Here is a 13,902-nt window from a genome sequence, read left to right on the forward strand (position 1 = left end):
ATCGACCGGCGGGCGTAACGCCGGCCCCGTTTCCTCACTGTCTCGAAGCGTCTCCCGCGGACGATCCGGCAAGCCGGATCGTCCGCGGGGCGCCTTTCTCTACTTAGCGGAAGCGGCGCCGTTGGAACCGGCGCCGCTCACCAAAATTCAGGCCTTGGCGAGGGGGTTCTCGCGCAGGTAGCTGGAGGCGGCGGCAACACCCGAACCGGGGGTCACGTTCACGCCGTTGTCGATGAGCGACATCTCGGCACCGGCGATCGCGCCGAGCAGCGAGAGTTCGTTCAGGTCACCGACGTGGCCGATGCGGAACACCTTGCCCGCGACCTGGGACAGGCCGGCGCCGAGGGCGAGGTTGTAGCGCACATAGGCGTGCTTGATGATCTTGGCCGCATCCACACCTTCGGGCGCCAGGATGGCGGTGACGGTGTCGGAGTTCCACTCCGGCGACTTGGCGCAGGTCTTTAAGCCCCAGGCCGCGACGGCCTGGCGGGTCGCCTCACCGAGCACGGCGTGGCGGTGGTAGACGTTCTCCAGGCCTTCCTCGAACAGGCAGGCGAGCGCCTCGCGCAGGCCGTAGAGGAGCGGCAGCGGCGGGGTGTAGGGGAAGTAGCCGGTCGGGTTCTGCTTCTTCTGGTCTTCCCAGTCGAAGTAGACGCGGGCGAGCCGGTCGTTGCGGCCGGACTGGCCCTCGGCAGCCTTGAGCGCCTTCTGGCTGACGCAGAGCACGCCGAGGCCGGCGGGCAGCATCAGGCCCTTCTGGGAGCCGGCGATGGCGCAATCGACCTTCCACTCGTCGGCCTTGAAGGGCAGCGAGCCGATGGACGACACGCCGTCCACGAACAGCAGGGCCGGGTGGCCGGCGGCGTCGATCGCCTTGCGCACGGCGCCGATGTTGGAGGTCACGCCGGTCGCGGTCTCGTTATGGACCACCATGACGGCCTTGATCTCATGGTTCTTGTCGGCGCGCAGGGCCTCCTCGATCTTCTCGGGCTTGGCGCCGGTGCCCCACTCCTCTTCCTGGACGATCACGTCCAGGCCGAGGCGCTGGGCCATGTCGATCCAGAGGTGGCTGAACTGGCCAAAGCGGGCGGCCAGCACCTTGTCGCCGCGGGCGAGCGTGTTGGTCAGCGCCGATTCCCAGATGCCCGTGCCGGAGGCTGGGAACAGGAAGATCGTGCCTTCGGTCGAGCCGAACACCTTCTTGGTGTCCTCGAACAGCGGCTTCGTCAGCGACGGGAAATCGACCGAGCGGTGATCCTCGGACTGCACCGACATGGCGCGCATCACCCGGTCCGGGATGTTGGTCGGGCCGGGAACGAACAGGTGGTTGCGTCCCGGACGTCTCGTTGCCGCCATGAGAATTTCCTCCAATTAAGTCGTTCTGGGCAGAGCGGCCCTTCGCGGCCGCGATCCCGCCCGATCCTGATGGCGGGCGCAAGCCCGCCGCGAAACGTCGTTCAGTCCCGCCGCAAGGCCGCGCGCAAAGATGCCTTTCGCCGGCCGGGACCGTACCACTGCGATGTCGGATCGTTGACCGTCCCGGAGCGGCGAAGCGGCCGTCGTGCCGCCCGCGTCGCGGCGCGTGCAGCCGCGCCGGTCGCCTCCAAAGGACAGAACCCTCGATGCGTCAGCCCAGCGCCGCATTCAAGCGCGCTCCTGCTGCGTGTCCAGCGCTCCCATCCGTCGCGGCCATTCCCACACCTCTGCCGGGTGCTGCTGCGCATGCACGAGGCACGCACGGCGGATGACCTTGGCTGCCGTTATGCCTCCCCCGCCGGGGAATGGAAAACGGAAAAAACTGAACTGAAAAACAAAAAGATTTTCGTATGCGCCGGCCGCGGGCGGGGTCTGCGGCGCGCCGTGGGCGGACGCGATGCCCGAAACCGGGAAAGGCCGGCCGGAGCGCGGAAGCGGGGCAGGTTGATGCACCCCGCCGTCATCAAACTGAGATCGGAATGCGATTTGGCTCTCCCGCATCGCGATGCGGTTGTGAGGAGCCGGAGGCGCCCGTGTCCCAAGATCCGGAATCGACCATCCGCGTTCGGACGCTCTTCCTGTCCGATCTGCATCTCGGCACCAAGGGCTGTCAGGCGTCCCTGCTGCTCGACTTCCTGCGCGACGTCGATGCCGACACGATCTACCTCGTCGGCGATATCGTCGACGGTTGGCAGCTCCGCTCGGGCTGGTACTGGCCGCAGGCGCATAACGACGTGGTGCAGAAGCTGCTGCGCAAGGTGCGGAAAGGCGCCCACGTCGTCTACGTGCCGGGCAACCACGACGAGTTCCTGCGCGACTATATCGGCATGACCTTCGGCGGCATCGAGATCGCCGACAGCCGGGTCCACGTCGCGGCCGACGGCAAGCGCTACCTCGTCATCCACGGCGACCAGTTCGACATGGTGGTGCGCCACTCCAAGTGGCTCGCGCATCTGGGCGACTGGGCCTACACCTCGGCGCTCGCGGTCAACACCGTGGTCAACCGGGTGCGCCGCCGCCTCGGCCTCGCCTACTGGTCGCTCTCGGCCTGGGCGAAGCTCAAGGTGAAGAACGCGGTCAACTTCATCGGCCAGTTCGAGACCTTCCTCGCCACGGAAGCCCGGCGCCAGGGCGCGGACGGGGTGATCTGCGGCCACATCCACCACGCGGCCCACCGCGAGGTCGAGGGGCTGACCTACCTCAACACCGGCGATTGGGTGGAATCCTGCACCGGCATCGTCGAGCATTACGACGGCCGCATGGAGGTGCTGCACTACCCGACCCTGCTGCGCGAGCGCCGCGCCGCGGAGAGCTTCGAGCCCGAGATCCGACGCGCCGTCGCCTGACCTTTCCCCCACACACGAGACCCGCATGAGGCTGCTGCTCGCCACCGATGCGTGGCACCCGCAGGTCAACGGCGTGGTGCGCTCCGTGGAGCGCATGGCCGAGGCCGCCGCCGGCCTTGGCGTCGAGGCGCTGATGCTGACGCCGGCCGACTTCCCCTCCCTGCCGATGCCGGGCTACCGCGAGATCCGGCTCTCGCTGATCACTCGCGGCCGGGTGCTGTCGCGCTGGGAGCGGCTCGCGCCGACCCATGTGCACATCGCCACCGAAGGGCCGATCGGCCATGCGGTGCGCGCCGCCTGCCTGTCACGGGGGCAGGCTTTCACCACGAGCTACCACACCCGCTTTCCCGAATACCTCGCCGCCCGCGCCCCCGTGCCGGAGGCCTGGAGCTATGCGTGGCTGCGCCGCTTCCACGCCGCGGCGAGCGGCACCATGGTCAGCACGCCCTCCCTCGAACGGGAGTTGGCCGGGCGCGGCTTCACCCACCTGATGCGCTGGACCCGCGGCGTCGATACCGACCTTTTTCGCCCCCGCGATGAAGAGACCGAAGCCGGCCCGTTGCGCGATCTGCCGCGGCCGATCTTCCTCTCGGTCGGCCGGCTCGCGGTCGAGAAGAACCTCGCCGCCTTCCTCAGCCTCGACCTGCCGGGCTCAAAGGTCGTGGTCGGCGACGGGCCGGATCGGGCGCGGCTCGAGGCGCTGGCGCCGGACGCGCATTTCCTCGGTGCGCTCACCGGCGAGGCGCTGGCGCGGGTCTATGCCAGCGCCGACGCCTTCGTGTTTCCGAGCCTGACCGACACCTTCGGCATCGTCCTGCTCGAAGCGCTCGCCTCGGGCCTGCCGGTGGCGGCCTATCCGGTGACCGGCCCCCTTGACGTGATCGGCGGCACCGGCGCGGGCGCCCTCGACGCGGACTTGCGCACGGCAGCACTCGCCGCGCTCGCGATCCCGCGGGCGCGCTGCCGCGCGGAGGCGATGCGCTATACCTGGGCCGAGAGCGCCCGCCAGTTCTACGACAACATTGCGACCGCCCACGCGCCCGGATCGGCTCGGCGTTCCGCCCGCCATCCGAGCAGCGCCCCGCTGCCGCGCCCCGGCTGAACGACGCCGACCTTCCGGCGGGACCAATCGGATGCCGCCGGATACTTTTTCAGTGTGGTCCCCCTTGTCCGCCGGGTTTTGACCCGGCCCAGGATGACGGGTGGGCGTGAGAATGCGAGGGTCCGCGCCATGGCCCCTCGACCGAAATCCGTCAAAGCCCCGCGCCCGTTCGATCCGGCACTTGCCGCGACCTATCCGGCGGTGATCGGCTGCGACGAGGTCGGGCGTGGGGCTCTGTGCGGTCCGGTGATGGTGGCGGCCGTCTGGTTCGACCCCGTCGCCTTTCCGCCGGAGATCCTGGCCCGGCTCGACGACAGCAAGCGCCTGGACCGTGCCGCGCGCGAGGCGCTGACCCCGCTGATCCGGGCGCATGCGCGGGTTTCGCTCGCGGCGGGCTCGCGGGCGCTGGTGGACCGGGTGAACGTGCGCGGCGCGACCCTCGACGCCATGCGCCGGGCGGTCCTGAACCTCGGGCTCGATGCGACCGTGCTGGTGGACGGGCGCGATCCGGTTCCCGGCCTGACGCAGGGCTGCCGCGCGGTGATCGGCGGAGACCGCCTCGTGCCGCAGATCGCCGCCGCCTCCATCGTCGCCAAAACCGTTCGCGACGAGATCATGCGTCGTCTGGCCTCGCGCCACCCGGCCTATGCCTGGGAGCGCAATGCCGGCTACGGCACCGCCGCCCACCTTGCCGGCCTCACCGCGCAGGGTCGCAGCCCGCACCACCGGGTGAGCTTTACGGGGCGGTTCGAGACCGCGCGTGCCCTCTCGGACGCGTGACGTGGTTGGATCGCTGCGTGTCCCGTTGAGCCCCCCTCTCCCCGCACGCGGGGAGAGGCCCATGGCCACCCCGTCTTGCCCATGGGAAGCGGAGGCGCAGCCGCAGCGGCGGTGAGGGGGTGGCTCAGGATCAGCCTGTTCCGGCCAAGCCCCCTCACCCTCGGCTGCCGCCTCGCTTTGCCGACGACGAGGTCGGCAAAGCCCTCTCCCCGCAGGCGGAGCGAGGGGATGCGCTCTCCCTCCCCCGAGCCTCCTCAAAACAAAGCGAGCTGATCCCCTGCCCTCTCCGGCCGGCGAAACAGCTCCGTCGTTTGGCGCACCGGTTCTTCCGCATAGCCGAGGCGGCGCTTGGCCAGGGCGAAGCGGCGGCGGATCAGGTCGGCATAGGGGCCCTGCCCGATCATGCGGGTGCCGAAGGCGGCGTCGTAGGCCTTGCCGCCGCGGGCCCCGCTCAGCAGGGAGAAGACGTGCGCCTTGCGCCCCGGATAATGCTCCGAGAACCAATCGCCGACCAGTTCGTCGAGTTCGTGCGGCAGGCGCAGCAGCACGTAGTTGGCCTCCCGCGCGCCCGCCGTCCGGGCCGCTTCGAGGATCGCCTCGATCTCGTGATCGTTGAGCGAGGGGATGACGGGTGCGGCGATCGCCATCACCGGCACACCCGCCTCACTCAGGCTCCGGATCGCCTCCAGGCGCTTGCGCGGATGCGGCGCGCGCGGCTCCATGCGGCGGGCGAGATCCGGATCGAGGGTGGTCACGGAGATCGCCACCTTCACGAGATCCTGCGCCGCCATCTCGGCGAGGAGATCGCGGTCGCGCAGGATCAGGTTCGACTTCGTGACGATGCCGACGGGATGGCGGAACCGGGCCAGCACCTCCAGCACGGCGCGGGTGATGCCGTGCGTGCGCTCGATCGGCTGGTAGGGGTCGGTCGCGGTGCCGAGCGCGATGGTCCGCGGCCGGTAGCCCGGCGCCGACAGCTCGCGCTCCAGCAGGGCGGCCGCATCGGGTTTCGAAAACAGCCGCGTCTCGAAATCGAGACCCGGCGAGAGCCCGACATAGCCGTGGTTCGGCCGGGCGAAGCAGTAGACGCAGCCGTGCTCGCAGCCGCGATACGGATTGATCGACCGGTCGAACGAGATGTCCGGCGAGGCGTTGCGGGTGATGATGTGGCGGGCGCGTTCCGGCGTCACCTCCGTACGCCGGACACGTTCCGCCTCCCCCGGCCAGCCATCGTCGAAGGTCTCGTGCCGGGTCGCCTCGAAGCGCCCCTCCGGGTTGGCGGTCGCCCCGCGACCGCGCCGTGCCTCCGGCGCGACCGGGGAACCGCCGTGTGAGAAGCCGGTCGGCTTTCCCCGAAGCGGCGTCTGTCCGTCACCCACCCCGAACCCCACCGTCATGCCATGCTCGCGTTCTTCATAAGAACATAGCGCGAACATGAAAAGCGGGGATGCACAAGTTTCATGCAGGTGAGGGCTTTGTCCGTCCTCCGGGGCCGTCGAAGGCGAGGGCAGCGCAACGAGTGCTTTGCGAAGGCGGAAAATCGGGTATTCGCCCCCCATGATCTCCGGCCTCATCCACGTGGCGCGATCCGCCGACCCTGCCGCGATCGAGTGCCTCGCCGACACGCTGAGCGCACTCGTCGCGGGCGTGGCGGCCGGGCTCGTGGGCGACGCGGTGATCGTGACGGCGGAGGCCTGCCCCGCGCTTGAGACGGTGGCCGAAGGCAGCGGCGCGACCTTGGTTGTGCGCCCGCCCGGCGCCAACCCGTGGAGCGCGGGCGCGCGGGCGGCGCGGCGCGAGTGGCTGCTGTGCCTGGAGCCGGGCGACATCCCGGCGGAGGGCTGGATCCGCAGCCTCGACCGCTTCGTCGGCACGGCGCGGCCGGACATGGCGCTCGGCCGGATGCGACGGGCATACGGTGCTCTACCGGCTCGGATCGCCGCACGAGGAGAGAGCGTGGTCGGCGCGCGCGGACCGCGGGCGGGCGATGTGGTGCGGCGGGAGCGGGTGCTGGCGGGCCTGCCGTTCTCGCCCCGCCTCAAGGTGCGGATGCTGACCGCCCGGCTCGACCGCGCCTGAGCCCGCGACCGGCCACGCCTCGGCGAGCACGTCAGCTCACCCGGAACCAGGTCGGGGCCGAGCGCAGCAATACCACCAGCGCGGTCGCCACCAGGGCGGCCCCCAGGGTGATCTCGGCCGAATGCGCGTAGCCGGACCGTTCCAGGACGGTGGCGGCCGAGGCGATGGTGAGGCCGATACCGGCCGGAGCGAGGCAGCTGGGCAAGGCGTTCATGCGCCGACCCTAGACGCGATCGCTTGCGCGAGCGTTACGCCGGGCCGCCCTGATTCTTCAGCACTCCGTGAGGATGGGTCGATGCTACAAGGAAGCGGGTGCCGGAACGCGAAAAAGCCGCTCCGATGCCGGAACGGCCTTGCCGCATCGCTTCCCAGGGAAGCGGACGCTTGGTGTCTCGCCCCCGGCTGCACCGACACGCCCCGAAGGCGGTCAGGGTCCGGGATTTGGGCGAGACCGGCTTACTTGATCTCTCTTACTTGATCTTGGCTTCCTTGAACTCGACGTGCTTGCGCGCGACCGGGTCATACTTCTTCATGACCATCTTCTCGGTCTGCGTGCGGGAGTTCTTCTTCGTGACGTAGAAGTAGCCCGTGTCGGCGGTCGAGACGAGGCGGATCTTGACGGTAACGGCCTTGGCCATGGCGTGGCGCTCCTAAAGCGGGTCGAGGGGCGATTCGCTGGTGGCGGCGCCAGCGCGGGCGAAACGCAAAAGGCCGGGAAGCCCCGGCCGAATTCCGGCGCGGTCAATGCCCGATGGGGGGCGTTTCGTCAAGCCGGACTGTGCCCGCGCAGGCGGGCGCCAGCGATTGGGGCCGGCCGAAACCCAGGGTGATCGCTCTGAAGCGATGGCCTTGTCACCGCGGCGGGTAGGTGTGCCCCTCGGCCGGGAAGCGGCCCGCCTGCACCTCGTCGGCATAGGCGCGCACCGCCTCCTCGATATGAGCGCGCAGCGAGCCGTAGCTCTTGACGAAGCGCGGCACCCGGTCGCTCAGGCCGAGCATGTCCTCGAGCACGAGGATCTGCCCGTCGCAGGCCGCGGTAGCGCCGATGCCGATGGTCGCCGCGCGGATCGTCGGGTCGGTGGCGATGGCCCGCGCCACCGGCTCGACGATGCCTTCGAACACGATGGCGAAGGCGCCCGCATCGCTGATCGCGCGGGCATCGGCCCGCAGGCGGTCCTCGTCGCCGGCCCCGTGCCCCTGCACCTTGAAGCCGCCCATGGTGTTCACCGATTGGGGGGTGAGGCCGATATGCCCCATCACCGGCACGCCGCGCTCGGTCAGGAAGGCGACCGTCTCGGCAAAGCGCGCGCCGCCCTCCAGCTTGATCGCCCCGGCGCCCGTTTCCTTGAGGACGCGGGCGGCGTTGAGGAAAGCCTGCTCGCGGCTCGCCTCGTAAGAGCCGAACGGCATGTCGACCACGACGAGGGCGCGGGAGGTGCCGCGCATCACGGCCTGGGCCTGGAGAATCATCATCTCCAGGGTCACGGGCAGGGTCGATTCCATGCCGTGCATGACCATGCCGAGGGAATCACCCACCAGCACGAAGTCGCAATAGGCATCGACGATGCCCGCCGTGTGCGCGTGATAGGCGGTGAGCGCGATGATCTTGCGCCCCTCGGCCTTGCGCTTGATCAGATCGACCGCCTGGAGACGGCGCGTTTGAACGACCTGCGACATGGCTCGTGATCCGGAGTCTGGCGTTCCCGGGGGCGCCCATCGGATCGGGCGCGGCGTGCGGAACGCCTCTATAAGCCCGTTCGCGCCGCCCCGCAGGGGGCCTGTGGGCCGGTTCCGGTGGATCGGACGCGAAGTGTCACGACGAGAAGGTTCACCCGGAGGGGCCTGCCTTCTCCTGCGGCGTTCCGGCTCCTTCACGCAACGACCGCCGAAAGCGGCGGCCGGCAATCAACGTGAAATGCGCTTCGGTCGTCCCGCTCGCCCTTTTCCGGGCGTTTCCTCCCTAGACTTCGGACCGCCTCCGGGTCCGCCGTTTTTCCGCCACATCCCAGCCGGTGTCAATGGCGTAGCCTGAAGATCGAGGCGATTGAGATTGCTCGAAATTTAGACTCTTGAGCACACCTGGCCGAATCATGGCAGAAACGTGTCAGAGCGCTTTTTCGAGGAGCTGGTCGATCCATTCGGGTTGAGTCTCGCCGACCGAGCGGGCAACCTCAGTGCCGCCCTTGTAGACGATGAGCGTGCTCTGCATCTGCGCTCCGAACCGGCGCACGAGTTCGCGCTGCGTGTCGAAGTCGATCGTGAAGACCGCGAGCGTCTTGAAGCGCGGGTCGGCGGAGAGCGCGGCCAGGATCGGCTTCTGTGCGCGGCAGATCGGGCACCACGGCGCCGAGATCTGCACGAGGATCGGCCGCCCCGCCGCCTGCGCCGCCTCGAAGGCTTTCTGGTCGTAGGCAGCAGATTCGGCGGCTTGTCCGGCACAGGTCCAGCCGCCGGCCAGGACGGCCGCCGCGAGGATGAGAACGTTCCGGCGGCTCCTCATCGGTGTCCTCACGGCCTCTTCGCTCAAAGGCTCAGCGCTGGGGGGCACGCGCGCTGTCCACGCGCATCCAGGCCGGATCGGGCTTGGCGACGGCGGTGTCGTGATCGTCCTGCCAGCCCTCGACGCCGGGGGGGAACCAGTGGACGCGGCTATAGCCGGCCGCGACCAGCCGCTTGCCGGCGTTCCAGCTGCCCCAGCATTCCGGCCGGCAGAAGGTCACGACGGGCTTGGCCTTGTCCCCGCCCGTCAGCTCGGCGACGCGCTTGAGGAAGGCTTCCTCCTTCTCGGGTGCGAGCGGGGCGCCGCCCGCGCCCGGCATCCAGACCGCGCCGGGGAGCGAGCGGTGGGTCGGCAGCCAGGGCCGGTCGGCGGGCAGGCCCTCGGGCCGGCGGTCGGCCAGCACCACGTCGATGAGGACCGGCCCTTCCGCCAGCAGGCCCTCAAGCCCCTTCAGATCGATGACCGTCGCGCCCTTGAGGGTCGCCGGGGTGTAGCCCTTCGGCGGCCCGGTATAGAGCCCGTCCGGCTCCGGCACATTGACCGGCGAGTCGGCAGGGCCGGCCGCGCCGAGCATCAGGCCAAGGGCAGCCAACGCCGCGGTTCTGGCGATCACCCGCATGCTCTTCCCCATCGGCGTCAGTTGCTCGCGGACGGAACGGGGAAGGTCTGCGCCCAGCGCCCTTCCTGGTTGTCCGAGGCCGTGACCTTGAACGACCCCTGCCCTTCCGGCTTGAAGGCGAAGTTGATGACCGGGTTCGAGGCGATGGAGATGTCGCCGTCGAGGTGGAACACGAGCGTGTCGCCGTAGGTCACGTCGAGCGCCTGGATGTAGCGGGCCGGGGTGTAGTCGCGGGTGAGCTGGTTCATCTGCATCCCGGAGAAGTTCGGATGGCGCACCATCAGCGTCGCCTCGGCCGGCTTGCCGGGCTGGACGTCGCCGACGAACTTCATGCGCATCTCGCCCATGCCCTTCATCGCCTCCTCGTCGCTCATGCCCATCGGCGCCGAGCAGCCGCCGGAGGCCTTGACGAACTTGGCCGATTCAAGGAGCCGCCCGTCCTTGGTCTCCACCACGGCGTGGACGTTGGTGTAGTTGTTCACCCGCACCCGCATCTTGATCTCGCCCGGGTCGGCGGCCGGGCCGAAGGTGAAGTGCGCCGCGTAGGGCGACGGGTTGTCGTCGATGATGAAGTAGAGGCCCTTCACGCTGTCCTTGTTGGCGAGCGTCAGGCCGATCGGCACCAGGGCGGCGTCGAGGGCACGGGCGGGCGCGTCGATCTTCACGGCGCTGTCGCTGGCCTCGACCTTCCGGTCACCGAAGATCGACGCCTTGATCTCGGTCCAGCGGGCGGCGCGTTCCTCGTCGGTATCGGTGGCGCCGGCCAGCGCCGGGGCGGGCGCGAGCGCCGCCGCGGAGAAGGTCAGGCCGAGGGCGAACATCAGGCGTTTCATGGCGCGTTTCCTTCCTAAAAGTCCCCCGAAGCGGGCGGCGGTCATTCCCATTCGAGTTCTTGGTAGGCCTGGGTGACGTTGCGGCCGTTATAGGTGTCGAACAGCGCCCAGTTGTCCTTTTCCCCCAGCGCGACGGTCTGCACCGCGGCCTCGATCGGCACGCCGGAGGCCACCGCCTTGCGAGTCTCGTCGCGCAGTGCCGAGAGATAACGCGCGAGATCGGCCATCGCCGGCGCGAACGCGACCCGCGTCGGGCCGTGGCCCGGCACGGCGTCGGCGGCGCCCACCGCCTTCAGCCGCTCGATCTCCTTGAACCAGCCGAGCAGGCTGCCGTCGAGCGAGGGGATACGGCCGACGAACAGCAGGTCGGCGGGGAACAGTAGCCCGCTGCCGGTGTCGAGCATCGACAGGTCGCAACTCGTATGCGCAGCACCGTGGGCGGTGAGCCGGAACGTGCGGTCTCCGAGATCGATCTCGGCGTGATCCTTCACCTCCATCGTCGGGTAGACCACCTCGCCCGCCGCCGCCTCTCCGAGGATCTCGACGAGCCGCTGGCGGTAGAACGCGCCCCGGGCATCGAGCGCACCACGCAAGCCCGCATGGCCGACGAAGGTGGGGTTGTCGCCGCGGAAGGCGGCAGCGCCGAAGACATGGTCGGGATGCACGTGGGTGAGCATCACGTAGCGGATCGGCTTGTCGGTGCGCCGGGCGATTTCTTCGCGCAACCAACGTCCATCGGCGAGGCTGCCGCCGGATTCGGTGACGAGCACCCCGTCGCGCCCGATGATGAAGCCGACATTGGCGATCCCATCAGCGTTCGCCGGTGTCGCCTCTGCATCGGGCCCGCGCCGGATGAAGGTGCCGGGTGCGACCTCCTCCATCGACAGGGCATCGACGGCAAAGCCCGCCCGCGGCAGGCAGCACAGGCAGAACCCGCCGAACAAGGCCGCGCGGCGTGTGACGGGGGCGCTCACCACCCGTCTCCGCCGGACTCGTGACCCTGGCACGTCCGTGCCGCCATCTGCCGCTTCCTCCCGCTGATTTTGTCGATATAGTGCAAACCATCTAGTAGGTAGATTTTTGCGCCGTCAAGTGCCACCATCGCGAAACGAAGGGGTCCATCGCGGGCACGTGATCGGCCCGATACGAACGGACGGACGATGAGAGACACGCGCGCATCGCTCCTCAGCGAGGCCGAGATCCTGGTGCGCGGCCGGGGCTATTCCGGCTTCAGCTACGCCGACCTCGCCGAGGCGGTCGGCATCCGCAAGGCGAGCATCCACCACCATTTCCGCACCAAGGAAGCGCTCGCCCAGGCGCTGATCGAGGCCTACGACGCGCGCTACGACGCGGCGCTCGACGAGATTTCGGGCGCGACCAGCGACGGGGTCGCCCGGATCGAGGCCTATGGCCGGCTCTATCTCGGTGGGGTCGAGCAGGGGCTCGGCTGCCTGTGCGCGGCGCTCGCCGTCGAGTTGGAGACGCTGCCCGAGGCCCTACGCCGCGCCATCACCGCCTTCTTCGAGAAGCACATCGCCTGGCTCGCCGGCGTGATCGAGGAGGGCCAGATCTCCGGCAGCGTCCGCGCCGGCCTCGACCCGCAGGCCCATGCCCGGATGATCGTGGCGACGCTGGAGGGTTCTTTGCTGCTGGAGCGGTTCCTCGCCGGCCCGGAGGGGTTCGGGCGGACGCTGGCGGCGCTCAGCGAGGGGCTGCGGCCGGCCCGTTCGAACGGCGGAGCCTGACAAGAGGCTGCGTTGCAACGGCGCGGCCTTTCATGGACGCCCGTTGATACAATATGACAGGCCATACCCTTCACAGCCCCCTCTGCCCAGGTTTGCCATGTCCGACGCCTCCCCCCTCGCTGCATCCCAAAAGATCCCGGTGACGGTGCTCACCGGCTATCTCGGCGCTGGCAAGACGACGCTGCTCAACCGCATCCTCACCGAACAGCACGGCAAGCGCTACGCCGTGATCGTCAACGAGTTTGGCGAGATCGGCATCGACAACGACCTCGTGGTCGGCGCCGACGAGGAAGTGTTCGAGATGAACAACGGCTGCGTCTGCTGCACCGTGCGCGGCGATCTGATCCGCATCATGGACGGGCTGGTGAAGCGCCGCGGCAAGTTCGACGCGATCATCGTCGAGACCACCGGGCTCGCCGACCCGGCCCCCGTGGCCCAGACCTTCTTCGTCGATCAGGATGTCGGCGAGGCCGCCCGGCTCGACGCGGTGGTGACGGTGGCCGACGCCAAGTGGCTCACCGACCGGCTCACCGACGCGCCCGAGGCGAAGAACCAGATCGCGTTTGCCGATGTGATCCTGCTCAACAAGTCCGATCTCGTCTCGGGCCAGGATCTCGACCGGGTCGAGGGCCAGATCCGCGCGATCAACCCCTGGGCCAAGATCCACCGCACCGAGCGCTGCGCGATCCCGCTCGATCAGGTGCTCGACCGCAACGCCTTCGACCTCGCGCGCATCCTCGACGTGGAGCCCGACTTCCTGGAGGAGGGCCACCACCATCACCACGACGAGCAGATGCAGTCGGTCTCGGCCAAGATCGACGGCCCGGTCGATCCGGAGAAGTTCATGCCCTGGATCTCGAACCTGACCCAGGTTCAGGGGCCGGACATCCTGCGCTGCAAGGGCATCGTCGCCTTTCCCGACGAGCCGAAGCGCTTCGTCTTCCAGGGCGTGCACATGATCCTCGACGGCGACGTCCAGGGCGATTGGGGCGCCGACGAGCCGCGCGTCTCCCGCGTCGTGTTCATCGGCCGCAACCTCGATCCGGAGGCGATCCGCGAAGGCTTCTTCGCCTGTAAGGTCTGATACGGTTTCCGCTTGATCCAAGCGGGGACCGGATCAGCAAGCCCGCGCGGCGCCTGAGCGAAGCCCAAATCCGCTATCCCGAAGGGATCAAACGGATTTGGTATGAGGCAACGCGCTGCCGATCGGGAAACGCGCATGAAAAAGGGCCGCCCTCGCGGGCGGCCCCTTCGTTTTCGTCGATCGCACCGCCGGTCGGCCGACCGGGGACTTTCGATCAGAGGGTGGTGTTCGGCGTCAGAGGTTGAGCAACACGCTCGCAGAGCCGACCGCGGTGGTCACGAGGCCAACCGCGAGAGCACCGATCATCCCGTAAGAAAACGCCTGCATCATCCGCATCT

Annotated in this window: 15 protein-coding genes; 6 read left to right on the forward strand and 9 right to left on the reverse strand. The window is 69.0% G+C overall.

Features of this window, described 5'->3' with window-relative positions:
* Positions 1-147 precede the first annotated feature (147 nt).
* Entirely contained in the window at positions 148-1,356 is a 1,209-nt protein-coding gene (locus MKK50_RS19090; RefSeq protein ID WP_499024622.1) for an aminotransferase class V-fold PLP-dependent enzyme, read from the reverse strand.
* Between the two features lie 653 nt (positions 1,357-2,009).
* Here MKK50_RS19090 and MKK50_RS19095 point away from each other — a divergent pair.
* The 3 genes from MKK50_RS19095 to rnhB all read left to right on the forward strand — a co-directional run bounded on the left by MKK50_RS19095 (position 2,010) and on the right by rnhB (position 4,704).
* The gene (locus MKK50_RS19095) at positions 2,010-2,822 is read left to right on the forward strand and encodes a UDP-2,3-diacylglucosamine diphosphatase (protein ID WP_499024624.1); all 813 of its coding nucleotides are present in this window, start codon (positions 2,010-2,012) and stop codon (positions 2,820-2,822) included.
* A gap of 25 nt (positions 2,823-2,847) precedes the next feature.
* Positions 2,848-3,924 carry a glycosyltransferase family 4 protein gene (locus tag MKK50_RS19100; protein WP_499024626.1) on the forward strand — a complete coding sequence of 359 codons (1,077 nt, stop codon included), beginning with the start codon at positions 2,848-2,850 and terminating at the stop codon, positions 3,922-3,924.
* Positions 3,925-4,053: 129 nt separating this feature from the next.
* The gene (gene rnhB / locus MKK50_RS19105; RefSeq protein WP_499024628.1) at positions 4,054-4,704 is read left to right on the forward strand and encodes a ribonuclease HII; all 651 of its coding nucleotides are present in this window, start codon (positions 4,054-4,056) and stop codon (positions 4,702-4,704) included.
* A gap of 254 nt (positions 4,705-4,958) precedes the next feature.
* Here the strand turns inward: rnhB and MKK50_RS19110 are convergent, their stop codons facing one another.
* Positions 4,959-6,101 (reverse strand): PA0069 family radical SAM protein, encoded by a 1,143-nt coding sequence (locus MKK50_RS19110; RefSeq protein WP_499024631.1) that lies wholly within the window; start codon positions 6,099-6,101, stop codon positions 4,959-4,961.
* Positions 6,102-6,261: 160 nt separating this feature from the next.
* On the opposite strand from MKK50_RS19110, the gene MKK50_RS19115 reads away from it, so the two are divergent.
* Complete coding sequence (locus MKK50_RS19115) at positions 6,262-6,783, forward strand: hypothetical protein (RefSeq protein WP_253373309.1); 522 nt, start codon at positions 6,262-6,264, stop codon at positions 6,781-6,783.
* A gap of 31 nt (positions 6,784-6,814) precedes the next feature.
* Here the strand turns inward: MKK50_RS19115 and MKK50_RS19120 are convergent, their stop codons facing one another.
* From MKK50_RS19120 to MKK50_RS19150, 7 genes are all read right to left on the reverse strand, one after another.
* Positions 6,815-6,997 (reverse strand): hypothetical protein, encoded by a 183-nt coding sequence (locus MKK50_RS19120; protein ID WP_499024635.1) that lies wholly within the window; start codon positions 6,995-6,997, stop codon positions 6,815-6,817.
* 256 nt (positions 6,998-7,253) lie between these two features.
* Positions 7,254-7,421 carry a 50S ribosomal protein L33 gene (gene rpmG, locus MKK50_RS19125; protein WP_003602581.1) on the reverse strand — a complete coding sequence of 56 codons (168 nt, stop codon included), beginning with the start codon at positions 7,419-7,421 and terminating at the stop codon, positions 7,254-7,256.
* Positions 7,422-7,635: 214 nt separating this feature from the next.
* Entirely contained in the window at positions 7,636-8,460 is an 825-nt protein-coding gene (panB, locus tag MKK50_RS19130) for a 3-methyl-2-oxobutanoate hydroxymethyltransferase (protein ID WP_253373311.1), read from the reverse strand.
* Between the two features lie 427 nt (positions 8,461-8,887).
* On the reverse strand, positions 8,888-9,283 hold the full coding sequence (locus MKK50_RS19135; protein ID WP_499024639.1) for a thioredoxin family protein: 396 nt from the start codon (positions 9,281-9,283) through the stop codon (positions 8,888-8,890).
* Positions 9,284-9,314: 31 nt separating this feature from the next.
* Positions 9,315-9,902 (reverse strand): rhodanese-like domain-containing protein, encoded by a 588-nt coding sequence (locus tag MKK50_RS19140; RefSeq protein ID WP_499025122.1) that lies wholly within the window; start codon positions 9,900-9,902, stop codon positions 9,315-9,317.
* A 17-nt stretch (positions 9,903-9,919) separates the two neighbouring features.
* Positions 9,920-10,735 carry a quinoprotein dehydrogenase-associated SoxYZ-like carrier gene (locus tag MKK50_RS19145; RefSeq protein WP_499024641.1) on the reverse strand — a complete coding sequence of 272 codons (816 nt, stop codon included), beginning with the start codon at positions 10,733-10,735 and terminating at the stop codon, positions 9,920-9,922.
* Positions 10,736-10,776: 41 nt separating this feature from the next.
* On the reverse strand, positions 10,777-11,709 hold the full coding sequence (locus tag MKK50_RS19150; RefSeq protein ID WP_499024643.1) for a quinoprotein relay system zinc metallohydrolase 2: 933 nt from the start codon (positions 11,707-11,709) through the stop codon (positions 10,777-10,779).
* A gap of 186 nt (positions 11,710-11,895) precedes the next feature.
* Here MKK50_RS19150 and MKK50_RS19155 point away from each other — a divergent pair, with 186 nt between their 5' ends.
* The gene (locus MKK50_RS19155) at positions 11,896-12,480 is read left to right on the forward strand and encodes a TetR/AcrR family transcriptional regulator (RefSeq protein ID WP_253373315.1); all 585 of its coding nucleotides are present in this window, start codon (positions 11,896-11,898) and stop codon (positions 12,478-12,480) included.
* A gap of 97 nt (positions 12,481-12,577) precedes the next feature.
* Positions 12,578-13,564 (forward strand): CobW family GTP-binding protein, encoded by a 987-nt coding sequence (locus tag MKK50_RS19160; RefSeq protein WP_253373316.1) that lies wholly within the window; start codon positions 12,578-12,580, stop codon positions 13,562-13,564.
* Positions 13,565-13,902 lie beyond the last annotated feature (338 nt).

Origin of the sequence: Methylobacterium sp. J-043 (genome assembly GCF_022829505.1) — a bacterium.
In the GTDB taxonomy this organism is placed as follows: domain Bacteria; phylum Pseudomonadota; class Alphaproteobacteria; order Rhizobiales; family Beijerinckiaceae; genus Methylobacterium; species Methylobacterium extorquens_A.